This is a genomic window from Neobacillus sp. KR4-4 (genome assembly GCF_042136325.1).
Classification (GTDB): Bacteria; Bacillota; Bacilli; order Bacillales; family Cytobacillaceae; genus Neobacillus.
Map to the genome: position 1 here is coordinate 17,219 of NZ_JBHHJU010000025.1, position 24,736 is coordinate 41,954.

Below are 24,736 nucleotides of genomic sequence, written 5' to 3' on the forward strand. Positions count from 1 at the left end.
CGTTATGCAGAACGAAATGATGCCTAATTTTTTGAAGAAAAGAGCGTTTCTAACCCCTGCACGAACTGCTATCTATTTCCAGGAAGAAGTGGTAACCTTTAAAGAACTTTATCAACGTTCTTATCAGGCCGCTGGGAAACTACAAGGATTAGGTGTTCAAAAAGACCACTATGTTGGTCTATTATTAAAAAACAATATTGATACAGTTGTCATATTATTTGCCCTTCAGTTATTAGGAGTTAGATCCGTGTTACTGAATAACCGCCTCTCTCCATCGGAACTTTCCTGGCAGCTTAACGATTCAAAGGCGGTATCATTCATTCTTGATAATTCTTTTTTTGAAACAAAAACTTTCATAAATAACCAAATCCCTGCGCTGAAAACCATAACAATAGACGAGATATTTTCAAGCGCCACACACGAGCCGACTATTCTTGAAGAGATATCGCTTGCCGATATATGTACCATTATGTATACATCAGGGACCACAGGTAATCCCAAAGGGGTCATCCAAACCTATGGTAATCACTGGTGGAGTTCGGTGGGTTCAGCCTTAAATTTAGGCTTTATCGATGGCGATTGCTGGCTCTGTAATGTTCCACTATTTCATATTAGCGGATTTTCCATTTTAATGCGCAGTGTCATTTATGGCATGCCAATAGTCCTTCATGACCATTTTGATGTGGAAAGGACAATTGCTGATATCAATGATAAGAGTGTGACGATTATGTCTGTTGTTGGAACCACGTTGACAAGAATCGTTGAAGCTCTTCAAGAACGACGCCTTCCCAAACAATTCCGCTGTATGCTTCTTGGAGGGGGACCCGCACCATTCCCATTACTTCAAGCATGTGTTGAAAAAGAGATCCCGGTATTCCAAACTTATGGCATGACTGAATCTTCTTCACAAATTGTTACCCTTGCACCAGAATACAGTTTGACTAGGTTGGGTTCGGCGGGGAAGCCATTGTTTCCATCACAAATTCAAATTATAACTGAGGATGGAAATACGGCTCTACCGGGTATTCCTGGTGAAATTGTCATTAAAGGTCCCAATGTTACTCCAGGCTATTTATTTCGTCCGGATGTTACAAAAGAGAAGCTTAGGAATGGTTGGTTTCATTCCGGTGATATTGGCTACCTAGACGATGAAGGATTCCTATTTGTTCTCGACCGGCGTTCAGACTTAATCATTTCAGGGGGAGAAAATATTTATCCCGCAGAAATAGAAGCTGCATTACTGTCACACCCTAATGTGAGCGAGGCAGGTGTGACACATACAGAGGATGCGAAGTGGGGACAGATACCGGTAGCATTTATTGTGACAAGAAGTGGAGCGGACCTTTCTGGTGAGGAACTTAAACAATTTTGCCAACAGAAATTGGCCAAATATAAAGTGCCAAAAGCATTTTATTTTACGAAGGAACTGCCGAGAAATGCCTCCAAGAAACTACTTCGCAGGGAGCTCCGTGAATGGGTGAAGGAGGGCTTACCCGTTGATTAAGATAACCTCCATCGAAATAAATGTCATTGAAATGCCGTTAAAAGATCCGTTTCTGACCCATTTAGGCGCAGTAAAGGTTCGTGAAGGGATAATCATTAAAATAACCAATTCAGATGGTGTTTCAGGCTTTGGTGAAGGTGTTGCTTTTTCGACTCCCTGGTATACGGAAGAAACAGTTAAAACATCTTTACATATGTTAACTGATTTTCTAGTTCCACTTCTTCAAAAGAATCCAATCGACCATCCGGCGCAATCATCTCAGCTTTTTAGTTCATTACGAAGGAACAATATGGCAAAAGCTGCGTTAGAAACTGCTTTATGGGATTTATATGCTAAGAGTACTTCGCAGCCATTGTCAATAACCCTTGGAGGTACCCGTTCGGTTGTGGCTTCTGGTGTCGTGGTGGCGACAGATTCTACCACAAAGGCGCTCCGACAGATTGAGCAATATCTTCAGGAAGGGTATCAGCGCATTAAAGTAAAAATTAATCCAAAACTAGACTATTCTTTCCTATCTGACATTCGCCGTGAGTATCCTGACTTGGCAATCATGGCAGATGCGAATTCTGCCTACACATTAGCTGATATGGATCAAATTAAAGCACTCGATGACTTCAATTTAATGATGATTGAGCAGCCCCTAAGCAATGATGATATCTTGGAACATGCGTTGCTTCAAAAGGAAATCAAAACACCGATTTGCTTAGATGAAAGTATTTGCAGTTTTGATGATGCCCGAAAAGCAATTGAGTTCGGAAGTTGCAAAGTGATAAATATTAAAGTGGGCAGGGTGGGTGGTTTGAATGAAGCGAAACGTATTCATGACTATTGTTTTGAAAAGGGGATACCCGTCTGGTGCGGGGGAATGATTGAATTCGGTATATCACGGGCCCATAATATTTCACTTGCCTCCTTGCCAGGCTTTTCAATCCCAGGGGATATTTCTGCATCTAATCGCTTTTGGGAAGAGGACATCATAACTCCTGAAGTTAACGTTCAAAACGGTTCTGTAGCCGTACCATCGAGTCCTGGGATCGGTTTTGAGATTAACGAGAAACGACTTCAGCAAGTCTTGCAATGGAAGGATATCATTACTTTTTAGTGATGAAGGATGTTAATAAAAAAATGAACCAGTTAAGGACCTGGTTCATTTCAAATTGTAGACAAAAGGCATTCGATGAGCTTAATCAAATGCCTTTTTATAAGGTCATTAATGATTTTATAACCCTGTTGATTGGAGTGGAAGGCGGCGAAGACTCCTGCGGGAGTACGGGACAGGGGAGACCCCGCAGACGCTGAAAGCGTCGAGGAGGCTCCCCGAACCGCCCGCGGAAAGCGAAGCCGCCTGGAACGGAAATCAACAGACTAGTTTAATGTAGCCAAACAAAAAAAACTGTCGATTTAAAACCCGAAATCCTTCGGATTTGTCGACAGTCTGAAATGAACCAGTTAAAGACCTGGTTCATTTTCTTATCGATTTAATTGTTTAAAGCTGTTTTTAATGATTCAAGATTTTGATTCATTAACGAAAAATAGGTTTCTTTGTTTTTAATATTGTCTTTTGATAAAATAGCAAGGTTATGAATAGGTAATGCTTTGGCACCAATTTCTTTTTGAACGATGTTTCCAAGTTTCGATTGGACATTTTGTTCAAATAGCATATAGTGTAATCCTTCGCCCTCCGCAAGGGTAATGATTTTTTCTAACTCCTTTTGCGTTGGTTCATTGGCAGTCGAAAGTCCTGATATACTAATTTGTTCAATTCCATATCGTTTTTCCCAATATCCAAACGCTGCATGTGTAACGATGATCTTTTTATGCTTTGCCTTTGTAATTGTCTGTTCAAAATTCGTATTAAGTTCATCTAACTTGAGGGAAAGTTGTTGGAAATTTTTATTAAATAGATCTTTGTGCTCCGGCATCTGTTTAATTAATGCATCCCGGATGACAGCAGCCATATCCTTAGAGTAAATGGGGTCAAGCCATACATGTGGATTGACATCTGCATCATGATGCTCTTCCCCCTCATCATGTGTATCGGTTGATTTTGGGAGATTAATGCCCTCTGCAGTAGGTACTAGTTTAACATGCTCATTTTTCAATGTTTCTTTTGAATTTTCTACAAACCCTTCAAGCCCCAGCCCGATGTAGAAAAATAAGTCTGAATCAGCTAACCTCATCATATCCTTTTGGGAAGGTTCGAATGTATGTTCATCGGCCCCAGGTGGATAGATCGTGTTAACATTTACATATTTTCCACCTATTTGCGAAGTAAAGTATTGAAGTGGAAATACAGTGGTATAAATGGTTAACTGGTCCTTATTTTTTTGTACTTGTTCTTTACCATTTGAACACGCAGACATCAGTAGGCTTAATGGTAATAGAATAGATAGGAAAAGGATGATTTTTTTCATAGGAACTCCTTCATATGTTTATAAATCGGATTTATTACGATTTATTATCGAAAATTTTTTGAATTCTGAAAAATAATAACTACATAATACGGAACGATTCCGATTTCCATAAGTATCTTACAAAATATTTTCCTTAAAAGCAAGTATAAAATTTTGTCTAACTATCAAAAATTAGGTATGCTTAGAAAGAAACAAAGGAAGGGTGGTTATCTTGAATAACTCAAAATTGCTGAGTGAGATTCTAGACTATAATGAAAAATTTGTGGAAAACCATGAGTATGAAAGGTATGAAACAACCAAATATCCGAATAAAAAAATGGTCATCCTAACATGTATGGATACTAGGCTGCTTGAACTATTACCCAAAGCATTAAACTTGGGAAATGGTGATGCGAAATTAATTAAAGACGCCGGGGGACTGCTCTCACACCCATTTGGCAGTGTAATGAGAAGTATATTAATTGCCCTGTATCAATTAAAGGCTCAAGAGGTTTTGGTGATTGCTCATTATGATTGCGGGATGAGCGGGTTAAAGGCAGAACCAGTGCTTGAAAGTATGAAAGCACGTGGAATATCCCAAGAAACAATTGATACGCTTACGTACTCCGGAATTGATATAAAAAATTGGCTGCATGGGTTTGATAGTGTAACCGAAAGTGTAGAACACAGCGTAGAAATTATTAAAAATCATCCGTTAATGCCGAAGGATGTTCCTGTGCATGGTTTAGTTATTGACCCTAAAACAGGAAAACTGGATCTTATTGTGGATGGTTATCAAAATTAATGTGAATCCTTTTCGGGAACTGGATCCAACCCTCCCGGATGAAACGGATGACATTTCGATATTCTTTTGAGCGTAAGCCAGCCGCCTTTTAAGGCACCAAACCGTTGAATGGCTTCTACCCCATAATGAGAGCATGTCGGATAAAAGCGGCAGGTGGGTGGTTTTAACGGTGAGATAGCAACTTGATAAAAACGAATAATCGCAAGGAAAAAATTTTTTACCATTTGGAACACTCCTTTATTACAATTATCTAAAACATACCATAATTTAAAAGGAACGTCTAAATTGTTAAATAAATGTAAGTAGATGAAAAAACTCGGAATTTATTGTATGATACTAGTAGATAAAAAAAGGAGTGATATCGATGCCTTCAGTTGAAAGCTTTGATTTAGACCATAACGCGGTTAAAGCCCCTTATGTGAGACATTGTGGTGTTCACAAAGTTGGTAGTGACGGTGTTGTTAATAAATATGATATTCGTTTTTGCCAGCCCAATAAACAGGCGATGAAACCAGATGTGATTCATACATTAGAGCACTTGCTTGCTTTTAATCTTCGTAAGCATTCTGAGAAGTATGACCACTTTGATATTATTGATATTTCACCAATGGGCTGCCAAACAGGTTACTACCTGGTCGTTAGCGGTGAACCTACTGTGGAGGAAATCATTGATCTTATGGAAGATACAATGAAAGATGCCCTTGAAATTATTGAAATTCCAGCTGCGAATGAAAGACAATGTGGTCAAGCAAAACTCCATGACCTAGAAGGTGCCAAGCGTTTAATCCGTTTCTGGCTCGAGCAAAGCAAAGAAGACCTCAAGCAAGTTTTTGCATGATGATTTAAAAAAATTCCTATTCGATGTGAATAGGAATTTTTTTAAGCTTTGTTTTCATCCTGATTTTTTTCCTGTTCAAGATGCGGGTTATTTTCTAATGGATCGACCGTATGTTTATAAGTATAGGCTTTAGAAGTGGTGCCCACAGCTAGAAATAGAACTACAAACACAATAATAATACAAATTACGGCTACTACATACATGTGTATAGACTGCCTCCTTTTTTCCTCTATTGTATCATGATTTGATGTTTTATTGAGAAAAGAAAAAGGGAAGCCCTCTGTTTTGGCTTCCGTTTCTACACTATTATGTATAATCAATGAATATTTCGAGGATGATAAGTATTCGTGCGATGCTGGCCGTACTCTTCTTGGGCAAATTTACCTTTTAAACTTTCAATTAAATAAATACCCATTAGATTATATAATTCCTGTTTATCCATGTCTTGGATTAACGCTAGTAAATCCTCATGTGACATTTCTTCTAAAAAGGCAAATGCCAGCATATCGATATCCTCTTCGTCACCGGTTAACTTATTACGGTACATTTCATACAATTCATCGACTAATTTCATTCAGTACACCTCCTTGTTATATTCTTTTCCCTTTTAAGTATAAAATAATTCTAACTTCCGTTTTTGTAAATTGACAGAAAAATCTGTTTCTTCTGTTGTATGTTTATTATATCGTATTCATTTCTAAAAAATGAATCGAAATTTGGCAGAGAATAAATTTTTTCTATTTGCAAATTACTAAAGAGTAAAAGGGGATGACATAATGGATGAGCAAAAGAAAACCTATTATATTGATGTAGGGAGCGGTGAAATTTCGCAAAGTGCTACAAGTTCAACATGGAGTTATAAAATTCAGGCAAGTGATGAAGAAATTACGCAACTCCGTGAATTATTTAATCAAAATTATTCGACCGAATGGAAGAACTTCTTTCGAGCCCACGTACCATATGTCGAGTATCATTACGATCGTGAAAACGATGCTTACGATAGTACACTCCAACAAGTGTATGGAATGCTGCATAAGCTGGGTGATGAAGAAGCAAAAAGCCACATTGAAAGCATGAATATTTTACCAAAGTAAAATAAATATTTTACCAAGGTAAAAAAATTTATTTTTAAAAAGTATTTTATAAGAAAAATCCTTCCTTTAGGATTTTTCTTTTTTTGATTATAATAAGAGCAACAAATATTGAGGCGGAATTTAGAATGATACATTTTTTAGATGCAAATGGGAATAAAGTTGAACTGTCTTTTAGACCAAATTCATTTCAAGAGAAGGCCAAACATGTGTTAGTCATCTGCGAACATGGAGATGAATGGCTGTTGACGAACCATAAACAAAGAGGCCTTGAATTTCCAGGAGGTAAGATGGAATCAGGTGAAACCCTTGAAGAGGCAGCGCAACGAGAAGCTTTTGAGGAGACTGGCGCAATATTAACTGAGCTTATATTTTTGGCTGAGTATAAAATTTCCGATCCAGAGAAGTCGTTTGTGAAAACGGTCTTTTGGGGGAAGGTAAAAAGGATAGAAAAAACGTCTGGTTATTACGAAACCGATGGTCCCGTGCTAGTTCAAGGTGATATATTATCTCAGCGCTTTGGGGATACATACAGTTTTATTATGAAAGACCAGGTTGTTGAGCAATGTGTGAAACACATCCAAAGGATAAAAGAACAAAAAGAATAGCAGAAAGTACTTATAACCAATCCGCTATTCCTTGATAAGTTTTTTCTCTAATAATTCAACGAGCTGATACATAATAGTGGCAAATACGGCAATAATCATGAGTGATAAGAAAACGAGGGTAAAATTAAAAACTTGGAAGCCATAGATAATCATGTAGCCAAGCCCTCTCGAGGATACAAGGAATTCCCCAACAATAACACCGACCCATGATAAGCCGACATTGACCTTTAAGGTAGATATTATCGTCGGAAAACTAGCAGGGAGGATTGCTTCCTTGAAGCATTGTAAACGGGTGGCGCCGAATGTTTGAAGCACTTTTAGATAATTCGGATCTACCTCTTTGAATGAAGTATAAACAACGATTGTGGTAATGATAATGGAGATAATCGCACCCATGGCAATAATCGATGGATATCCTGGGCCAAGCGCCACAATCAATATCGGCCCTAAAGCTACTTTGGGCATAGCATTAAGGATGACAAGATACGGATCAAGCACTTTTGAAATCATTGGTGACCACCAAAGGATTGCCGCCAATATTGTACCAAGCAGTGTGCCCAGAATAAATCCTAGTACAGTTTCGGTGAGGGTGACCCCAATATGGCTAACTAAAGTTCCATCGTTAATCTTTTCCAAAAATAAGTTCCAAATTTTTGATGGAGAACTGAAAAGAAGCGGGTCAATCCACTGTTTTTGACTAGAAAATTCCCAGCTTGCGAAAAAGATGATAAAAATAATCGCTTGATAAAATCTAACCCAACGTTTTTCCACTATCAACGATTGAATATAGTTTCTATGGAGGAGTTCCAGCTTATTCTTTTTCTCGCTCAAGTGACTCCAACTCCTTCCATATGGTTTGAAAGATGCTTGAAAATGCTTCATGATTCCTGGCTTCAAACGGGGAGATCTTTCTTAGTTCATCGGGCATCGTAAATGTTTTATAAATCCTGCCTGGACTTGGAGAAAGTAAATAGACCCGATCACTCATGGCAATCGCTTCACCAATATCATGTGTCACAAGAATGGCGGTTTTGCCAAATTCATCTAATGTGCGGGAGACTAGGTCCTCCAGTTTCAATTTAGTTTGATAATCGAGAGCAGAAAAGGGCTCATCAAGCATAAGCAGCTTTGGTTCTGTGGCAAGGGTACGGACGAGCGCTACCCGCTGCCTCATTCCCCCTGATAACTGCCTAGGCATTTGTTTTTCCACACCGGTTAATCCGATTTGCTCTAACAGGCTCATGGCCTTCGCTCTTGTTTGGTCATTCAACTGCTTCGATAATTTCAATCCTAACAGAATATTCTCTTCAATCGTTTTCCATGGAAACAAATAATCCTGCTGGAGCATGTAACCGATTTGGTTTTTGGTGGTTGTTACAGGCTTATTCTCTAATAAGACCGTACCTTGGGTAGGTTTAAGCAAACTAGAGATAATGGAGAGCAGAGTCGTCTTACCACAGCCGCTAGGGCCGAGAAGGGAGACAAACTCCCCCTCCTCAACGGTTAATGAAATATCGGAGAGGGCCGTGGCAGCCGAGGCTTTGGTAAAATAGGTATGATGAATATTTTGGACGGACAAAAAATTCATGGAGACGGCCTCCCTTTCCTTTATTCGTTAATAATTTTTTCAGCTATCTTTGTGTTTACAAGTGTTTGATGATCTACTTCTTTTGGAAGTTCTCCCGCCTCATTCATGATGTTTTGAAGATTCTCCCATTCGGCTTGGTCGAGAACTGGATCTGTGGCAAAGGAACCTTGACTTTTATAGCGATCCACAACGGTGGTCATAATAGCTAGGTCTGTGTCCGGGAAAAATGATTCGACTGCTTTGGCAATTTCTTCGGCACTGTGGGATTCTACCCACTGTTGTGCTTTGTAAATTGCCCTAGTAAACTTTTCAATTGTTTCTTTATTTTTGTTCATGTAACTCTCCTTGGACATAAACGTGGTATAGGGAACATGGCCAGATTCTTTCCCAAAGGAAGCAACTATATGACCTTTGCCTTCTTTTTCGAAAATACTCGCAGTTGGTTCAAATAATTGCACAAATTCGCCCGTTCCTGAGGCAAAGGCATTGGCAATATTAGCAAAATCAATGTTCTGGATTAAGTTCAAATCTTTATGTGGATCAATGCCATGCTTCTTTAAAACAAACTCGCCAACCATTTGCGGCATGCCGCCTTTACGTTGACCTAAGAAGGTTTTTCCTTTTAAGAGATCCCATGAGAAATTATCTATTTTCTCTCTAGAAACGAGGAATGTACCATCTGTCTGTGTTAATTGGGCAAAATTAATGACCGGGTCATTTGCGCCTTGCGCGTATACATAAATCGAGGTTTCCGATCCAACCAGAGCAACGTCAGCTCCTCCGGAAATTAATGTAGTCATGGTTTTGTCGCCGCCTGGCGTTGTTGTTAGCGTCACATCTAAACCTTCAGCCTTAAAAAATCCCTTTGCTATGGCAACATACTGCGGGGCATAGAAGATGGACCTAGTAACTTCAGCGATTCGAACCTTTTCAAGTTTCTTGGTTTCATTTTTTGTGGTGCTATTACAAGCCACTAGTGAGAACATAAGTATAGTGATGAGCAGAAAGGAGAAACTGAATTTTAATGATTTTTTCATAAAGCAAGCCTCCTTATATTTCATAAAAAATCTGGGCTAATTGCCTAAGATATCGTATGAACGGAAGAAAAATGTGTGAATGCCAAAGTGTTATAAATTTGATAAAAAGAGGGAAGTTGTGCAGATGAACCAAAGCATTGAAGGGAAAATCGTTGAGATCATGCGGTTTCCTTCTCCAAATCCATCTGTTGAATTAAAGGTCATCACCTACCTTTCCAATGGATTAAGAGTCAAAGGAATGTTGGCAGAACCTATAGGGGAAGGTGAGTATGATGGATTCCTTTATTTACGGGGAGGCATCAAAAATGTGGGCAAAGTTCGACCCGCACGGATTGCCCAATTTGCCGCTGAAGGTTTTATTGTTTTTGCGCCTTATTATCGTGGCAATCAGGGTGGTGAGGGCAATGAGGATTTCGCCGGAAACGATCGGGAAGATGCATTTGCGGCCTTTTGGCTGTTAAAATCTTTGCCGAGGGTTCTTAATGTACATATTTTTGGGTTCTCGCGTGGTGGAGTCATGGCACTCTTGACTGGGATCGAATTCCCTGAAACCGCGTCTGTAGTTACCTGGGGAGGAGTCAGTGATATGTCCCTTACCTATATGGAACGGAAGGATTTAAGAAGAATGATGAAACGTGTGATTGGAGGGACCCCACAGAAATATCCGGAACGTTATCAAGACAGAACCCCAATCTATTCCTTAGAAAAACTGACTGCTCCAGTCCTAATTATCCATGGTGTAAATGACGGTAATGTCTCTGTGGAGCATGCCTATCGCCTGGAAAGAAGGTTGAGAGAATTAGAAAAGCCAGTCGATTGCTGGTATTTTGATGAGTTTACACATTACTTCCCTCCTGAAGTAAATAGAAAAGTCGTTTCAGATCTATCAAAGTGGATGAAAAGTCAACGTAAAAGATGTTAATATAAAGGTAAAACAAGCAGAGGAGCGGATCAAAGATATGGGTATGCCTCTTGAGTTAAATACAATGATTGTGACAAAAGGAAGAGAGATACGAGTAGAGGAAAATGTCTTCACATTAGAAAAAGAAGGGTATAGACTTTATCCTATTGAGATTCCGATTGATGTAAGAAAAACAATGGATAGTGATTCAAGTGGTACAGCAATCATTAAAAAAGTTGAGCTGCAGAATAACAGCACGACCATCACCTACCAATTAATCTCATTAAATTCAACGAACTAAGCAGGGTTTTGCCACCTGCTTTTTCTTTTTGAATAATTGTTGTTTTTGGAACCGATTTAACCATAAAAATTTACAGAAGGAATTATAATTCGGACACGATTGCATTTGAAGTTGAGAAAGCTGTCCGAAGAGGCCCGAAGTTCGGACACGATTGCCTATGAAGTTGAGAAAGCTGTCCGAAGAGGCCCGAAGTTCGGACATGATTGCCTTTGAAGTTGAGAAAGCTGTCCGAAGAGGCCCGAAGTTCGGAAACGATTGCCATTGAAGTCACGAATGGTGTCCGAAGAGGCCCGAAGTTCGGAAACGATTGCCATTGAAGTCACGAAAGGTGTCCGAAGAGGCCCGAAGTTCGGTCACGACCGCCTTTGAAATCGCGAAAGCTGTCCGAAGAAGACCGAAGTTCGGACACGATTGCCTATGAAGTTGCGAAAGGTGTCCGAAGAGGCCCGAAGTTCGGACACGATTGCCTTTGAAGTTGCGAAAGCTGTCCGAAGAAGACCGAAGTTCGGACACGATTAGCCTTGAAGTTATGAAAGCAGTCCGAAGAGGCCCGAAGTTCGGACAGGATTGTCTTATCGGTTTACTTTATTAAATAAATCAGAAGCGGTAGAAGTAAGAAAGCCCATATCGAATTGATATGGGCTTTGAAAAATAGGGCGCTTTTCGCTTACGCGAGAGGTCCGCCTTTTTGTTCAATTTCTTCTGAGACATTTGTGAATTTCTTGAAGTTTTCTCGGAACTGTGCTGCTAATTCTTCTGCCTTCTTCTCATAAGCAAACGGATCAGACCATGTTTTACTAGGTTGAAGAACTTCATCTGGTACTCCCGCAATATGAAGAGGAATATTTAAGCCGAAAATTTTATCCTTGGTTGTTTCTACATGATTTAGTTCCCCTTCAAGTGCCGCCTGGATCATAGCACGGGTATAGGAAAGTTTCATCCGATTCCCCACCCCATATTCACCGCCGGTCCAGCCTGTATTCACAAGAAATACATTCGCATTGTGCTCAAGAATCTTTTCACCTAACATTTCGGCGTATCGAGTTGCAGGCAGCGGCAGGAATGGTGCACCAAAGCAGGTAGAGAAGGTAGCTTGTGGTGAGGTAATTCCACGCTCTGTTCCAGCTAGTTTTGAAGTATAACCACTTAAAAAATGATACATTGCTTGTTCCTTAGTGAGTTTTGAAATAGGAGGCAATACACCAAAAGCGTCAGCCGTCAAGAAAATGATAGTGTTTGGATGTCCAGCAATACTTGGTTGAACAATATTATCAATCGCATGAATTGGATAAGCAGCACGTGTATTTTCTGTTAATGTGCCATCATCATAATCAGGGATTCTGGATTCTTGATTCAAGGTAACATTTTCTAATACCGTTCCAAAGCGGATCGCATCAAAAATTTGCGGCTCTTTCTCACGAGAAAGATTAATACATTTTGCATAGCAGCCTCCCTCGATATTGAAGACACCGTTAGATGACCAGCCGTGCTCATCATCACCAATTAATCGACGATTTGGATCCGCGGATAAAGTGGTTTTTCCAGTACCAGATAAGCCGAAAAATAATGCAACATCGCCTTCAAGACCAACATTGGCAGAACAATGCATGGAAAAAATATTATTTTCCGGAAGCAGATAGTTCATGACTGAGAAAATAGATTTCTTCATTTCGCCTGCATATTCTGTTCCACCGATTAGAACAATTCTTTTCTCAAATGATACAATAATAAAGGCCTCCGAATTTGTACCATCAATTGCCGGATTTGCCTTGAAATTAGGGACAGAAATAACAGTGAAACCAGCATCATGTTCAAGGAGCTCTTCTTCTGTCGGGCGAATAAATAACTGGTGTACAAATAAATTTTGCCATGCTAATTCATTGATAACCCTGATAGGTAAACGCGATTTTTTATCTGCACCAGCAAAGCCTTTAAAAACAAAGATTTCATCTTTCTGTTGTAAATAATTAATGACCTTTTGATAAAGCTTTGTGAAAACCTGCTCTGATATTGGTTGATTGGTCGTGCCCCATTCAATTTTATTTTTCGTTGAATCTTCTACAACAATGAATTTATCTTGTGGAGATCGGCCAGTATATTTACCAGTAGCGACACTAATTGCCCCAGTTGAAGTTAGTCCCCCTTCATGACGGGTTAAGACTTTTTCAACTAACTGTGGAACAGATAATTGTACATGAACATGACTTTCATTCAACAATTGATTTAATTCATTAGGAGTATCAACAGAATTCATTTAATGAGACCTTCCTTTGTCTAGGTTTTATGTTGTTAATAATACAAAAAGTATAACACATTAGTTGAATTAATGTATCCTATTAATCTGAATTTATATATTTTAAAACTTTAAATGAAGATATAAAAAATTTTTATAAAAGGTTCATGACTTACACCGTATTTTTCCCATTTTATGAGGAAGATATTTCTAAAAAATACATTGACATTGTTACCCAGTATGATATTATTCTAAGTTGAACGGATACTCTCTTATCCTGAGCTGGTGGAGGGACAGGCCCAATGAAACCCAGCAACCTGCAGTATGAAAAGATGAACCACATTAAAAGGTCCTTTTCAAATGCGAAGGTGCTAATCTGACGCAAGGCTAATGCCTTGAACGATAAGAGCGAAAGGCCCGAAAACAACCTTTCCTCTATGGTAAGGTTTTTTGTTTTTTTATAAGTCCTTTTATGAAATGAGTCTCTAATAAAAATCCTTTGTTTATTACATACTAAGGGAATGAGTACCGTATCAAATTCTCGAGGTTTAAGAAGTATACCTGTAACCTTCGAAAAAAATCCTCGTGATCTCATAATAAAGGAGGAATTCAGATGTCAAGAAACGCGCGTTTGTTCACTTCTGAATCAGTTACTGAGGGTCATCCAGATAAAATCTGTGACCAAATTTCTGATTCCATTTTAGATGCTATTTTAGCAAAGGATGCTAATGCTCGTGTTGCGGCTGAAACTTCAGTAACAACTGGATTAGTGTTAGTTGCAGGGGAAATCACAACATCTACATATGTGGATATTCCAAAAATCGTTCGTGAAACGATTAAAGGGATAGGATATGATCGTGCGAAATATGGATTTGACTCCGAGACATGTGCCGTTTTAACATCTATTGATGAACAGTCTCCAGACATTGCAATGGGTGTTGACCAAGCATTGGAGGCTCGTGAAGGCCAAATGTCTGATGAGCAAATTGAAGCAATTGGAGCAGGGGATCAAGGGTTAATGTTTGGTTTTGCATGTAATGAAACGAAAGAGCTTATGCCGCTTCCCATCTCACTTGCACACAAGCTTGCTCGTAAATTAACAGAAGTGCGGAAAGACAATGTTCTTGAATACCTTCGACCAGACGGAAAAACCCAGGTAACGGTGGAATATGATGAGAATGATAAGCCGGTACGGATTGATACCATTGTTATTTCTACTCAACATAACCCAGAAGTAACGTTAGAGCAGATACAACGTAACTTAAAAGAATATGTCATCAACCCTGTTGTACCGAAAGAACTTATCGATGAGAAGACAAAGTATTTTATTAATCCAACTGGCCGTTTCGTCATTGGCGGACCACAAGGGGATGCAGGCTTAACCGGCCGTAAAATTATAGTTGATACGTATGGCGGATATGCTCGTCATGGCGGCGGTGCTTTCTCAGGTAAGGATCCGACAAAAGTGGACCGTTCCGCTGCATATGCCGCACGTTATGTTGCTAAAAACATCGTCGCTGCTGGTCTTGCTGAAAAATGTGAAGTTCAACTGGCCTATGCGATTGGTGTAGCACGACCGGTTTCCATCGCTGTGGATACGTTTGGTACTGGTAAAGTAAACGAAGATATTCTAGTGAACCTAGTGAGTGAAAACTTTGACCTACGTCCTGCTGGAATCATCAACATGCTGGACCTACGTCGTCCAATCTACAAACAAACAGCAGCCTATGGTCACTTTGGCCGGACAGATGTTGACCTGCCTTGGGAGCGTACGGATAAAGTAGAGGCATTACGAGCGCAAGCAAATATTTAAATAGAAGGCTGTGTTATAGGTTAATATTGATTGGAGTGGAAGGCACGAAGACTCCTGCGGGAGTACGAGGCAGGGGAGACCCCGCAGGAGCAAAGCGACGAGGAGGCTCCACGGCTCGCCCGCGGAAAGCGAAGTGCCTGGAACGGAAATCAACAGACAAGTTTAACACAGCAAAATATAAAGAGGGGGGTTACATATGACATGTAACTCCCGTTTTTATTTGTACGTCTAATTACCTGTACATTTAATCGGTATTTGCCTAAAATGAAATGTTTATACAGGTCAAAAGAAGTGAAAAATGGGGATAGTAAATTTACCTATTGTTCACAGTGCATTTTTTCAAAAAAAAGTGGTAGTATTAGAGAGTATGTTTTTTGGATTAAATCCTTTATTTAGGGATATTTAGAAGAGGTGAGGTACATAATGTGTGGCTTTATAGGTTGTGTACACGATACAACACAAAACTATAGTGAAGTACAAAAACAACAATTTAAAAATATGAACGATATTATCACTCATCGTGGTCCAGATGATGATGGTTTTTATTATGATGATCATATTCAATTTGGATTCCGACGTTTAAGTATCATTGATATTGAGAGCGGTCATCAACCGTTAACCTATGAAAATGAACGCTACTGGATTATCTTTAACGGTGAAGTTTATAACTATGTTGAGCTGCGTGAAGAACTATTAGCTGAGGGTTTAACGTTTGCAACAAGTTCTGATACGGAGGTTATTATTGCTCTTTACAGCCATTTAAAGGAAAAGGCCGTTGAAAAACTGCGTGGAATGTTCTCTTTCGTTATCTGGGATAAACAAGAGCAAAGTCTTTATGGGGCACGCGATCCTTTTGGAATTAAACCGTTCTTTTATTTTGAAGATGGTGACCGAACATTTTTTGCGTCTGAGAAAAAGAGTATTTTGTTGGGTCTTGAAAATGATGTGCTCAATTATGATTCTTTGCAGCATTATTTAACCTATCAATTTGTTCCTGAACCAAACACTTTATCTGATGGAATTAAGAAGTTAGAACCAGGTCATTATTTTACAAAAAAAATTGGCTCACCAATGGAAATTAAAAGATATTGGAAGGCACATTTTAAACCGGTTCAAAAAGCGGAGCCTGATTTTATAAAAGAAATTAAAGATGTCCTCTTTGATTCAGTCAAAATGCATATGCGCAGTGATGTTCCAGTAGGTTCATTCCTATCAGGCGGGATTGATTCTTCCATCATTGCGTCCATTGCCAAAGAATTTCACCCTGCCATTAAAACCTTCTCTGTTGGCTTTGAGCATAATGGTTTCAGTGAAATTGATGTCGCAAAAGAGACAGCTGAGAAACTTGGTGTTGAAAATATCAGTTATGTGATTTCCCCTCAGGAATACATGAATGAAATTCCAAAAATCATGTGGCATATGGATGACCCGCTTGCCGACCCTGCTTGCGTTCCGTTATATTTTGTTGCTCGTGAGGCAAGAAAGCACGTAACCGTTGTTCTGTCTGGTGAAGGGGCGGATGAATTATTTGGCGGCTACAATATTTATCGTGAACCGCAATCATTAGAGGTATTTAATAAAATCCCAAGAGCAGGAAAAGTGCTTTTAAAAGGGATTGCAGGCATGATGCCTGAAGGAATGAGAGGAAAAAGCTTTATTGAACGTGGTGTAACGCCAATGGAGGATCGTTATATCGGTAATGCAAAAATGTTTTTGGAAGAAGAGAAACGCGAACTATTAAATGTCTACCGTGAAGGATTAGATTATAAGGATATTACGAAGCCTCTTTACGCCGAATCGCGGGGCTACGATCCGGTTGATCGGATGCAGTATATTGATATTCATACTTGGATGCGCGGTGATATTTTATTGAAGGCAGATAGAGTAACCATGGCTCATTCATTAGAATTACGTGTGCCATTCCTCGATAAAGCGGTCTTCGAAGTGGCGTCAAAAATCCCAACTAGCCTGAAAACAGCTCATGGAACGACTAAATATATCTTGCGTAAAGCCGCTGAAGGCATCGTGCCTGCCCATGTGCTAGACCGTAAGAAACTAGGTTTCCCTGTTCCAATCCGTCACTGGTTGAAGGATGAAATGAACGAATGGGCCAAAAAAATCATCCGTGAAAGCAACACCGATCATTTGATCAATAAAACCTATGTGCTTCAATTGCTTGAAGATCATAGCCAAGGCAAAGCAGATAACAGCAGGAAAATCTGGACTGTGCTGATGTTTATGGTTTGGCATCAAGTGTATGTGGAGGATGTCTATTCATTTCAACGGGATTATTCTTTAGAAAAAGCATTGCAATCATCGAAAAATTAATAAATAAAAGCACCCAAGTTTGATATTATCCCTTCTGTGTAGACAGTATGTAAAAAACCCATACTGCTACATAGGAGGGATTTATTTTGGCTAAAAAAGGACAAAAATTCATAAACTATTCGTTTGAGTATAAACTTGCTGCTGTAAAAGAATATTTTGAAGGTGAAATGGGATATAAGGCTTTGGCTAAGGAACTTGGCTTACCTGACCACTCCTATATACGTCGTTGGGTAAATAAATATAAGGAATTGGGTGAAGCGGGTCTTGACGATCGTCGTGGAAAGTCTAATTCCCCTTTTAAAGGCAGACCTAGAACCAGGCCATTGTCTCTAGAAGAGGAAAATAGAATTTTAAAAATGGAGAATGAGTTTTTAAAAAAGTTACGAGCTTTTCAAAGGAGGTGAAAATGGAGGATATCGGCATACTGTTTACTATTGTTGAAGAGTTATCCAGCGATTATCCGGTGTCGCTTCTTTGTAAATTTGCTGGTGTTTCAAGAAGTGGGTATTACAAATGGTTAAAACGAAAGCATAATATAACTCTCAAAAAAGTAGAAGATGAGTATTTACAAGCATTGATAATGGAGTGTTACAACGAGGTTAATGGTATTTATGGATATTACCGTGTTAAATATTGGCTCTTCCGTAAATATGGAATTGCAGTAAACCACAAAAGAGTATACCGGTTAATGAAAAAATTAGGAATCAGGGCCAAAATTAGAAGAAAAAGAGGAAATTACAAAAAGGGGAAAGAGAACATTGTAGTTTCTAATATCCTAAATCGTGAATTTACCGCATCAGATATAAATCAAAAGTGGGTTACTGATATTACTTATCTGATGTTTAATCAAAGACGTTTATATTTATCTGCAATAAAAGACTTATATAATAATGAAATCATTGCCTTTAAAATTAGTGATACCAATGATTTAAGCCTAGTTGTTAACACAATAAAAGAAGTCAAAAAAAAGAAAGATGTGCGTGGTGTCACTCTGCACAGTGACCAAGGATTCCAATACACATCTCGCCAATACCACAAACTTCTTAAGAAGTTTAAGATTATTCCTAGTATGTCCAGAAAAGGAAATTGTTTAGACAATGCCAGTATGGAAAACTTTTTTGGCCATTTAAAATCTGAGGTTATGTATCTTAATTCATTTAAAACCGAAGAGGAAGTAATTAATGCAATCAATCGATATATCTATTTTTATAACCACGAGCGTTTCCAAAAAAAATTAAGCAACCTTAGTCCTGTGGAGTACAGGGAATCAAAAGTTGCTTAGAAGACAATTGGATTAAATTGGTTCCTTCTTCAGCTTACAGACCAATCAGTTGGATGAGGGGGTTCTGTCAAGTGCTTTCCTTGACAGTGGCCCCTCATCCAACTATCCTGTAAGCCGCTGAAGAAGGGTGTTTATTTTTATTACTGTCTACTTGACAGGGATATGTTCAGTTTTCTTGGGTGCTTTATTTAGTATAAGATAGTATAAGTTTTTGAACTTAGATTACTGTCTAGCTCCAGCGCCCTAGCGGCTACTGTCCTTCGCTCTCCTCCCTACGATAAGTCAACATCGAATCGCTATCGCTCTTCGTGTTTCCTTTATCTCAGTTGGAGCGCTCCACAAGGAAGGCTTCGGCAGCATAAGCATCGCACGAAGAAAGAGCGTTAGCTCTTTCGAGGAGGCCATACGCCGCTGACCAGGGCGCTTGCGCTTTATTATTAAGGTTGAATGGACTTATAATATTGTCCCTTTTCTGCATATTCTCTAGAGATTCTTACCATATCTTTAATGTCTTCAGGTGTTAATTCTCTAATAACTTTTGCGGGTCTGCCAAATGCTAAGGTATTAGGCGGGATCTTTTTCCCTTGGGGAACCAGACTGCCGGCACCAATAAATGCACCTTCACCAATTTCAGCATTATCAAGGATAATCGATCCCATTCCGATGAGTGCTTTTTTTCTAATGATACAACTGTGTAAAATTACCTGGTGTCCAATAGTCACTTCATCCTCTAAAATTAGCGGGTTATTGGGACTTTGGTGTAATATAGAATTATCTTGGATATTTACTTTCTTACCGATGATGGTTGGGGCGACGTCCCCTCTAATGACAGTATTAAACCAGACACTTGATTCATCGCCAATTACAACATCACCAGTAATTGTCACATAGTCGGCAATAAAAGCAGTATCCGCTATGTGAGGATACTTATCTTTATAAGGATAGATCATTCTTCTCGCTCCTTTTCCATGATGATATTATTTTAGCGGAAGTAGGAAGCAATTAAAAATAATTCGTCTTTTTTGAATTAGTGAAGTTTCGTGCATTGGAATTCATTCACTAATTGGTTATAACTACTCTAGGGGGGAACTTTATGTGGAAGTGGGAAGCAGAAGGGGAAGCGAAAGCAGTCATAGTGATGGTCCATGGTGCGATGGAACATCATCGCCGTTATGGCTGGCTAATCGAAATGTGGCGTTCTGCAGGATTCCATGTGATTATGGCAGACCTTCCGGGCCAAGGGATGACAACAAGAGCAAACCGCGGTCATATTCATTCCTTCGATGATTATATCTTTGAAGTAAAGGATTGGATTCAGGCAGCCTACCGCTATAATTTACCAGTTTTCTTACTTGGTCACAGTATGGGGGGATTAATTTCAATTCGGCTCTTACAGGAAGAGAAGCTGAATGTCGCTGGAGTGATTCTTTCATCGCCGTGTTTAGGGTTAGTTCATACCCCATCTAAAATTCTAGATATTCTATCGCATGGTCTGAATGTGGTTTTTCCTTCACTTCGGATCAATTCTGGATTATCGGTCCAAATGGCAACAAGAAACGAAGAGGTCCGTGAAGCGGATTCGAATGATACCCTTTATGTAACCAAGGTATCGGTTCGATGGTATCGGGAATTAGTGAGTGCCATGAAAGAGGCCTTCCAGGCGCTTGAAAAAACACAAGACATCCCCATGCTAGTCATGCAGGCGGGCGATGACAAAATAGTCAATAAAAGTACCGTAAAAGAGTGGTTTAATCATGTACCACTTTCGGAAAAAAGATTTAAGGAATGGCCGAAATGCTACCATGAGATTTTTAATGAACCGGAGCGCGAAGTGGTATTTGAATACGCAAAGGATTTTGTTTATAGTCAATTAAAAGCAATCGGTTATATTGTTTAGAAAGGTTGTCGGTTTTAATGATGCCAATCACCCTTATGTCGAGGGTATACAGCAAAATACTTCCAGCAGTACACAAAGAATTGGCTTATTGGAAAAGCCGTGCAGAAAAAATCCCGAACGAGGAACTGAGGACTCAGGCCCTTGCAAGTATCAATCATAAAACGTTCCATTGCGAGGGTGGTGCTATCCTTGCACTAACCGCAAAAGGGGATTATCAAAAAGCGATAAAATTTATCGTTGCTTATCAAACGATTAGTGATTATTTGGATAATCTTTGTGACCGTTCCACCTCACTAGACCCTGAGGATTTTGCAGCGCTCCATGAATCCATGGCAGATGCGCTCGTCCTTAAGGCAGAGAAGAAAAATTATTACCGGCTCCGTGAAGACCAGGACGATGATAATTATTTAAATGATTTATCGGAAACCTGCCGCTCTGTCCTGAGAGAAATTAAGAATTATGAAGGAATTAAAGATTATTTGCTTGAGCTATGCCAATACTATTGTGAACTGCAAATTCACAAACATGTCATCCATGAGGAGCGGGTCCCACGTCTTGAAAAATGGTTTCAAAAGAACCAACCTCACTTACCTGATATGGAATGGTATGAATTTTCAGCTTGTTCGGGTTCTACCTTAGGGATTTTTTGCCTAGTTTCCTACGCTCATCGTGATGATTTTCAGTTGAGTGATGCGGAAAATATTCGAAATGGATACTTTCCATATATTCAGGGCTTACATATTCTTTTAGATTATTTTATTGATCAAGAAGAAGACCTTATTGGGGGAGATTTAAACTTTTGTACTTATTATCGTAATGAGGAAATGCTTTTTCAACGCTTGAATCATTTTATGATTGAAGCAGATCGGCACACGGAATTTCTCCCTCACAAAAATTTTCATCGCTTGATTAATCGTGGTCTGCTGGGTATTTATTTATCCGATGCCAAGGTTCGCAAACAGAAAAACGTGCGAAAATTAGCCAAAGGTATGATTAAAACGGGCGGTTGGATTAGCTATTTCTTCTATTTCAATGGTCTTGCCTACCGTTCAGTGCAAAAATCAGTCCCAGCTTTTGTTACAAGGTTAATTTCAAAATAAAACCAGGCGCTTAGGCCTGGTTTTTATATTTTCTCGATTGCAATGATAAAAGCTGGACTATTTTGTTGATTGATAAATTGGTATTGGAGCACATGGGCTGTTTTTTGGTCAATTTTTTGGCAATAATCAAGCAGGGAATCACGTTCTTCAGCCCCTCCATTGTGGCCATGATAAATAACGAGAACGATGATTCCTTCAGGAGCAATCATTTCCAGTAGTTGTTGCAGAGCATTAATCGTTGTTTCAGGTTGAGTAACTATCGTTTTATCACTGCCAGGCAAATATCCCAAGTTGAAAATTGCACCAGTTACTTTACCTTGATAGTTGTTAGGAATCAATTGGGATAGCTGTTCGTGCCCAGAGTGAAACAGTGTAACTCGCTCAGACAGGCTTTGATTAATCAAACGTTCTTTGCTTGCGGCAATCGCTTTCTCTTGAATATCAAACCCAAATACGTGACCGGAGGCACCAACAAGTTCTGCTAAGAAAACTGTATCATAGCCATTTCCAACTGTCGCATCAATCACAACATCGCCAGGTTGAACCGCTTTTTTAAGTAGATTTTTCGCAAACGGAAGAACCTTGTCTATTTTCATAAATACTTCACCAATTGACCTTGATAAAATTTACCCTGCCAGCTGCCTCGTTTCTTCAGTTCCGCATCAATGGCATTTAAGACTTCCCACTTGTTCACACTCCACATCGGCCCAACCATTAAATCAATGGGACCATCTCCTGTTATCCGATGAACAATCATCTCGGGTGGTAAAATCTCTAATTGGTCACATACTAACTTTACATAGTCATCTTGGGACATAAACTCGAGCATTCCTTTTTCATATTGCTTGACCATCGGCGTTCCTTTTAACAAATGGAGCAAATGGATTTTTATTCCTTGAACATCTAATTTGGCTACTTCATGAGCAGTTTCCATCATCATGTCGTAGTTCTCAAGCGGTAATCCATTAATTATATGGGAGCAGATGCGAATCCCATGCTTTCTTAGCTTGTTTACCCCATCTTTATAACATTGAAAATCATGGGCACGATTGATGAGCGAGGCTGTCCGTTCGTGGACTGTCTGAAGACCAAGTTCAACCCATAAATAGGTTCGTTCATTCAGTTCCGCTAAATACTCGACCACATCATCTGGCAGACAATCAGGACGCGTGGCAATCGATAAACCCACGACGCCTTCATGATCCAGAACGGATTCATATTTTTCACGAAGTACATCTACTGGTGCATGGGTATTTGTAAATGCCTGAAAGTAGGCCATGTATTTGCCATCTTTCCATTTTGTGTGCATTTTTTCTTTAATGTTATTGAATTGAGTTTCTAGGGATTCTACTCGATTACCGGCGAAATCTCCAGAACCTGACGCACTACAAAACGTACAGCCTCCGTGTGCGACAGTGCCATCCCGGTTCGGACAATCAAAGCCTCCATCAAGAGCGACTTTAAACACCTTATGACCAAATTCTTGGCGCAAGTGGTAATTCCAAGTATGGTATCGTTTATCATCAGAAGCATATATAAAAGGTCTCATCTGAACCAATCAGAAAACCTCCTTATAAAAAATAAAAAGCGCATAACATCAATTTTATCATGTTGTGGCTAGCTTATCCAAATGTAATTATTTACGGAACTGGCTGGTAATAATTATTCAACTGTTTATGTTATAGGAAAGAAAATGGAGAACAAAATAAGAAATGAAGCATTATGCTTCTCACACGGGGCTTCCAGTTATTATAGAAAGGGGTTCTTAAATGGCTACTCGCGACTCTATGGACGAATTAATGCAACAGGTTGAGGACACAGTTCGCTTTGCCCAAGAACAATACAAACAAAGTAGTCTCCAAGAGCATTATAATGACGATGATTACACAAAGGCGCTGCAGCAGCTTGAAGATACTTATCAAGACATTGCTAAAATGGCACATAGTGCAAACTCGCAGCAACGGGAACAGCTCCATAGAATGAGACTCCAGCTGCAGCAGCTTCAGAATACCATGGTTCTAGAGGGGGAAAACCTTTGAAAAAGCGTTCTAAGCAACAAAATCCTGAACAGAAAACCCGAAATGGAATTAATAATCAAGATTTAGAGTTGGGGCAAGATTTCGATCTTGTTAAGCAAGCCAAGAAGAATTATGAAAAATCCGGTGGGCAGCCTGTAAAATCAAAATTCCACCAAGAAAAAGACCAATCTTCATAAAACAAGGAAGAATCCCTCAATTTTTTTCAATTGAGGGGTTCTTTTTTATAAATAATTTTTCCAGAAATTATTGAAAAAAGTGTAAAAAATCACTTGGAATAACAATATTACATTAAAAACACCTTGAAAATAGAAGGAAACGCTCGTTCACAGGTCGGTAACAAGTAGTGATATATATGTGATGTACATCACAGTTTTGCTCTTTTATATCATGGTTTAAATAAGGGTGTAGACCACTCAGGATTACGATGCAGAAAAACTAAAAGAGAAAAGAATGGGAGGTGAGGAAATGTTAAAAAGATTCCTTAAAATGGACAAAAAGTTTTTAATTGTGCTGGCGCTACTGATTGGTGTGTTTTTATCTTTTTCCACTGTAAAAACAATGGCCTACTTGGATTCTCCTGGTTTTTGTCAAAACTGTCATACGATGAAATCCGTACATAAGTCTTTTATGGATTCAACTCACTCGGATTTACAGTGTAATGACTGCCATCTGCCTCATAAAAGTGAAGTGGGGAAATTATTTTTTAAAGGCCGCGCAGGGATGACACATATTTATTTCAATACACTCGGAACAAAGAAGATTCCGGATGTGATTGAGGCGACCGAACGAACTGAAAAAATTATGAATGACAACTGTATTTCTTGTCATAAAAGCACACTTAGCAATGTATCGCATGATGCAAAGGAAAAGTGTATTTCCTGTCACAAAACAGTACCACACGGGAAAGGCTTTAAAGATGATCGTTATAATAAGCCACCTGTTTCAGGAGAGTTATTAGAAAATAAGGGAGGATTTTAG

At 39.2% G+C, this 24,736-nt stretch carries 29 protein-coding genes and 1 riboswitch; of the genes, 18 read left to right on the forward strand and 11 right to left on the reverse strand.

What is annotated here, in order from left to right; translation table 11 throughout:
• Window positions 1-4: 4 nt before the first annotated feature.
• Both ACE198_RS21015 and menC read left to right on the forward strand, forming a co-directional pair.
• A complete protein-coding gene (locus tag ACE198_RS21015; protein ID WP_375376914.1) occupies window positions 5-1,504 on the forward strand; it encodes an o-succinylbenzoate--CoA ligase in 1,500 nt (499 codons plus the stop codon).
• The gene (gene menC / locus ACE198_RS21020) at window positions 1,500-2,606 is read left to right on the forward strand and encodes an o-succinylbenzoate synthase (RefSeq protein WP_375376961.1); all 1,107 of its coding nucleotides are present in this window, start codon (window positions 1,500-1,502) and stop codon (window positions 2,604-2,606) included. Before ACE198_RS21015 ends, menC begins: the two co-directional genes overlap by 5 nt.
• 376 nt (window positions 2,607-2,982) lie before the next feature.
• Here menC and ACE198_RS21025 read toward each other — a convergent pair whose 3' ends face one another.
• Window positions 2,983-3,918, reverse strand: coding sequence for a metal ABC transporter solute-binding protein, Zn/Mn family (locus tag ACE198_RS21025; protein WP_098574598.1), 936 nt, complete (start codon window positions 3,916-3,918; stop codon window positions 2,983-2,985).
• A 211-nt stretch (window positions 3,919-4,129) separates the two neighbouring features.
• On the opposite strand from ACE198_RS21025, the gene ACE198_RS21030 reads away from it, so the two are divergent.
• Entirely contained in the window at window positions 4,130-4,702 is a 573-nt protein-coding gene (locus tag ACE198_RS21030; protein ID WP_098574597.1) for a beta-class carbonic anhydrase, read from the forward strand.
• Here ACE198_RS21030 and yidD read toward each other — a convergent pair.
• Window positions 4,699-4,926, reverse strand: a complete 228-nt coding sequence (yidD, locus tag ACE198_RS21035) for a membrane protein insertion efficiency factor YidD (RefSeq protein ID WP_375376915.1) — start codon at window positions 4,924-4,926, stop codon at window positions 4,699-4,701. The two genes, ACE198_RS21030 and yidD, sit on opposite strands and share 4 nt — an antisense overlap.
• A gap of 140 nt (window positions 4,927-5,066) precedes the next feature.
• Between yidD and ACE198_RS21040 the strand changes: the two genes are divergently transcribed.
• Window positions 5,067-5,540, forward strand: coding sequence for an S-ribosylhomocysteine lyase (locus ACE198_RS21040; protein ID WP_375376916.1), 474 nt, complete (start codon window positions 5,067-5,069; stop codon window positions 5,538-5,540).
• A 41-nt stretch (window positions 5,541-5,581) separates the two neighbouring features.
• On the opposite strand, the gene ytzI is transcribed toward ACE198_RS21040, so the two are convergent.
• Both ytzI and ACE198_RS21050 read right to left on the reverse strand, forming a co-directional pair.
• The gene (gene ytzI / locus ACE198_RS21045; RefSeq protein ID WP_098574595.1) at window positions 5,582-5,743 is read right to left on the reverse strand and encodes a YtzI protein; all 162 of its coding nucleotides are present in this window, start codon (window positions 5,741-5,743) and stop codon (window positions 5,582-5,584) included.
• A gap of 113 nt (window positions 5,744-5,856) precedes the next feature.
• A complete protein-coding gene (locus tag ACE198_RS21050; RefSeq protein WP_026563229.1) occupies window positions 5,857-6,114 on the reverse strand; it encodes a DUF6154 family protein in 258 nt (85 codons plus the stop codon).
• Window positions 6,115-6,316: 202 nt separating this feature from the next.
• On the opposite strand from ACE198_RS21050, the gene ACE198_RS21055 reads away from it, so the two are divergent.
• Window positions 6,317-6,634, forward strand: coding sequence for a hydrolase (locus ACE198_RS21055; RefSeq protein ID WP_375376917.1), 318 nt, complete (start codon window positions 6,317-6,319; stop codon window positions 6,632-6,634).
• Between the two features lie 125 nt (window positions 6,635-6,759).
• Window positions 6,760-7,239: an RNA deprotection pyrophosphohydrolase gene (gene ytkD, locus ACE198_RS21060; RefSeq protein ID WP_375376918.1), complete on the forward strand. Its 480-nt coding sequence runs from the start codon at window positions 6,760-6,762 to the stop codon at window positions 7,237-7,239.
• Between the two features lie 24 nt (window positions 7,240-7,263).
• Here ytkD and ACE198_RS21065 read toward each other — a convergent pair whose 3' ends face one another.
• From ACE198_RS21065 to ACE198_RS21075, 3 genes are read right to left on the reverse strand one after another with little or no spacing between them, the layout of a single operon-like run.
• Window positions 7,264-8,070, reverse strand: coding sequence for an ABC transporter permease (locus tag ACE198_RS21065; RefSeq protein WP_375376919.1), 807 nt, complete (start codon window positions 8,068-8,070; stop codon window positions 7,264-7,266).
• Window positions 8,051-8,827: an ABC transporter ATP-binding protein gene (locus tag ACE198_RS21070; RefSeq protein WP_098574591.1), complete on the reverse strand. Its 777-nt coding sequence runs from the start codon at window positions 8,825-8,827 to the stop codon at window positions 8,051-8,053. Before ACE198_RS21070 ends, ACE198_RS21065 begins: the two co-directional genes overlap by 20 nt.
• Window positions 8,828-8,847: 20 nt before the next feature.
• Window positions 8,848-9,813 carry an ABC transporter substrate-binding protein gene (locus ACE198_RS21075; protein WP_375376962.1) on the reverse strand — a complete coding sequence of 322 codons (966 nt, stop codon included), beginning with the start codon at window positions 9,811-9,813 and terminating at the stop codon, window positions 8,848-8,850.
• Window positions 9,814-9,988: 175 nt separating this feature from the next.
• Here ACE198_RS21075 and ACE198_RS21080 point away from each other — a divergent pair, with 175 nt between their 5' ends.
• Together ACE198_RS21080 and ACE198_RS21085 are read left to right on the forward strand one after the other, a co-directional pair.
• Window positions 9,989-10,786, forward strand: a complete 798-nt coding sequence (locus tag ACE198_RS21080) for an alpha/beta hydrolase family protein (RefSeq protein ID WP_098574606.1) — start codon at window positions 9,989-9,991, stop codon at window positions 10,784-10,786.
• A gap of 37 nt (window positions 10,787-10,823) precedes the next feature.
• Window positions 10,824-11,066, forward strand: coding sequence for a DUF2584 domain-containing protein (locus tag ACE198_RS21085; protein WP_098574589.1), 243 nt, complete (start codon window positions 10,824-10,826; stop codon window positions 11,064-11,066).
• A 667-nt stretch (window positions 11,067-11,733) separates the two neighbouring features.
• On the opposite strand, the gene pckA is transcribed toward ACE198_RS21085, so the two are convergent.
• Window positions 11,734-13,320, reverse strand: coding sequence for a phosphoenolpyruvate carboxykinase (ATP) (gene pckA, locus ACE198_RS21090; RefSeq protein WP_375376920.1), 1,587 nt, complete (start codon window positions 13,318-13,320; stop codon window positions 11,734-11,736).
• Window positions 13,321-13,568: 248 nt separating this feature from the next.
• Window positions 13,569-13,708, forward strand: a riboswitch (SAM riboswitch).
• A gap of 204 nt (window positions 13,709-13,912) precedes the next feature.
• On the opposite strand from pckA, the gene metK reads away from it, so the two are divergent.
• The 5 genes from metK to ACE198_RS21115 all read left to right on the forward strand — a co-directional run bounded on the left by metK (window position 13,913) and on the right by ACE198_RS21115 (window position 18,722).
• Window positions 13,913-15,112: a methionine adenosyltransferase gene (gene metK, locus ACE198_RS21095; protein ID WP_375376921.1), complete on the forward strand. Its 1,200-nt coding sequence runs from the start codon at window positions 13,913-13,915 to the stop codon at window positions 15,110-15,112.
• A gap of 26 nt (window positions 15,113-15,138) precedes the next feature.
• A complete protein-coding gene (locus ACE198_RS21100; protein WP_375376964.1) occupies window positions 15,139-15,312 on the forward strand; it encodes a hypothetical protein in 174 nt (57 codons plus the stop codon).
• Window positions 15,313-15,535: 223 nt separating this feature from the next.
• Window positions 15,536-17,440 carry an asparagine synthase (glutamine-hydrolyzing) gene (asnB, locus tag ACE198_RS21105; RefSeq protein WP_375376922.1) on the forward strand — a complete coding sequence of 635 codons (1,905 nt, stop codon included), beginning with the start codon at window positions 15,536-15,538 and terminating at the stop codon, window positions 17,438-17,440.
• 86 nt (window positions 17,441-17,526) lie between these two features.
• Window positions 17,527-17,844 (forward strand): helix-turn-helix domain-containing protein, encoded by a 318-nt coding sequence (locus tag ACE198_RS21110; protein WP_375376923.1) that lies wholly within the window; start codon window positions 17,527-17,529, stop codon window positions 17,842-17,844.
• Window positions 17,845-17,846: 2 nt separating this feature from the next.
• Window positions 17,847-18,722: an IS3 family transposase gene (locus ACE198_RS21115; RefSeq protein ID WP_375376924.1), complete on the forward strand. Its 876-nt coding sequence runs from the start codon at window positions 17,847-17,849 to the stop codon at window positions 18,720-18,722.
• A 437-nt stretch (window positions 18,723-19,159) separates the two neighbouring features.
• Here ACE198_RS21115 and ACE198_RS21120 read toward each other — a convergent pair whose 3' ends face one another.
• Window positions 19,160-19,672, reverse strand: a complete 513-nt coding sequence (locus tag ACE198_RS21120) for a gamma carbonic anhydrase (protein ID WP_098574583.1) — start codon at window positions 19,670-19,672, stop codon at window positions 19,160-19,162.
• A 143-nt stretch (window positions 19,673-19,815) separates the two neighbouring features.
• On the opposite strand from ACE198_RS21120, the gene ACE198_RS21125 reads away from it, so the two are divergent.
• Both ACE198_RS21125 and ACE198_RS21130 read left to right on the forward strand, forming a co-directional pair.
• A complete protein-coding gene (locus ACE198_RS21125) occupies window positions 19,816-20,619 on the forward strand; it encodes an alpha/beta hydrolase (protein WP_251460126.1) in 804 nt (267 codons plus the stop codon).
• Between the two features lie 17 nt (window positions 20,620-20,636).
• The gene (locus tag ACE198_RS21130; protein ID WP_375376925.1) at window positions 20,637-21,719 is read left to right on the forward strand and encodes a tetraprenyl-beta-curcumene synthase family protein; all 1,083 of its coding nucleotides are present in this window, start codon (window positions 20,637-20,639) and stop codon (window positions 21,717-21,719) included.
• A 23-nt stretch (window positions 21,720-21,742) separates the two neighbouring features.
• Here ACE198_RS21130 and mnmM read toward each other — a convergent pair whose 3' ends face one another.
• Both mnmM and mnmL read right to left on the reverse strand, forming a co-directional pair.
• Window positions 21,743-22,315, reverse strand: a complete 573-nt coding sequence (gene mnmM / locus ACE198_RS21135) for a tRNA 5-(aminomethyl)-2-thiouridylate-methyltransferase MnmM (RefSeq protein ID WP_375376926.1) — start codon at window positions 22,313-22,315, stop codon at window positions 21,743-21,745.
• Complete coding sequence (gene mnmL, locus ACE198_RS21140; RefSeq protein WP_375376927.1) at window positions 22,312-23,277, reverse strand: tRNA modification radical SAM protein MnmL/YtqA; 966 nt, start codon at window positions 23,275-23,277, stop codon at window positions 22,312-22,314. The genes mnmM and mnmL overlap by 4 nt, the downstream gene beginning before the upstream one ends.
• Before the next feature lie 211 nt (window positions 23,278-23,488).
• Here mnmL and ACE198_RS21145 point away from each other — a divergent pair, with 211 nt between their 5' ends.
• The 3 genes from ACE198_RS21145 to ACE198_RS21155 all read left to right on the forward strand — a co-directional run bounded on the left by ACE198_RS21145 (window position 23,489) and on the right by ACE198_RS21155 (window position 24,736).
• Complete coding sequence (locus ACE198_RS21145; protein WP_098574578.1) at window positions 23,489-23,758, forward strand: YtzC family protein; 270 nt, start codon at window positions 23,489-23,491, stop codon at window positions 23,756-23,758.
• Window positions 23,755-23,934: a glycogen biosynthesis protein GlgD gene (locus ACE198_RS21150; RefSeq protein ID WP_251460135.1), complete on the forward strand. Its 180-nt coding sequence runs from the start codon at window positions 23,755-23,757 to the stop codon at window positions 23,932-23,934. Before ACE198_RS21145 ends, ACE198_RS21150 begins: the two co-directional genes overlap by 4 nt.
• A 289-nt stretch (window positions 23,935-24,223) precedes the next feature.
• Window positions 24,224-24,736, forward strand: a complete 513-nt coding sequence (locus tag ACE198_RS21155) for a NapC/NirT family cytochrome c (RefSeq protein WP_098574576.1) — start codon at window positions 24,224-24,226, stop codon at window positions 24,734-24,736.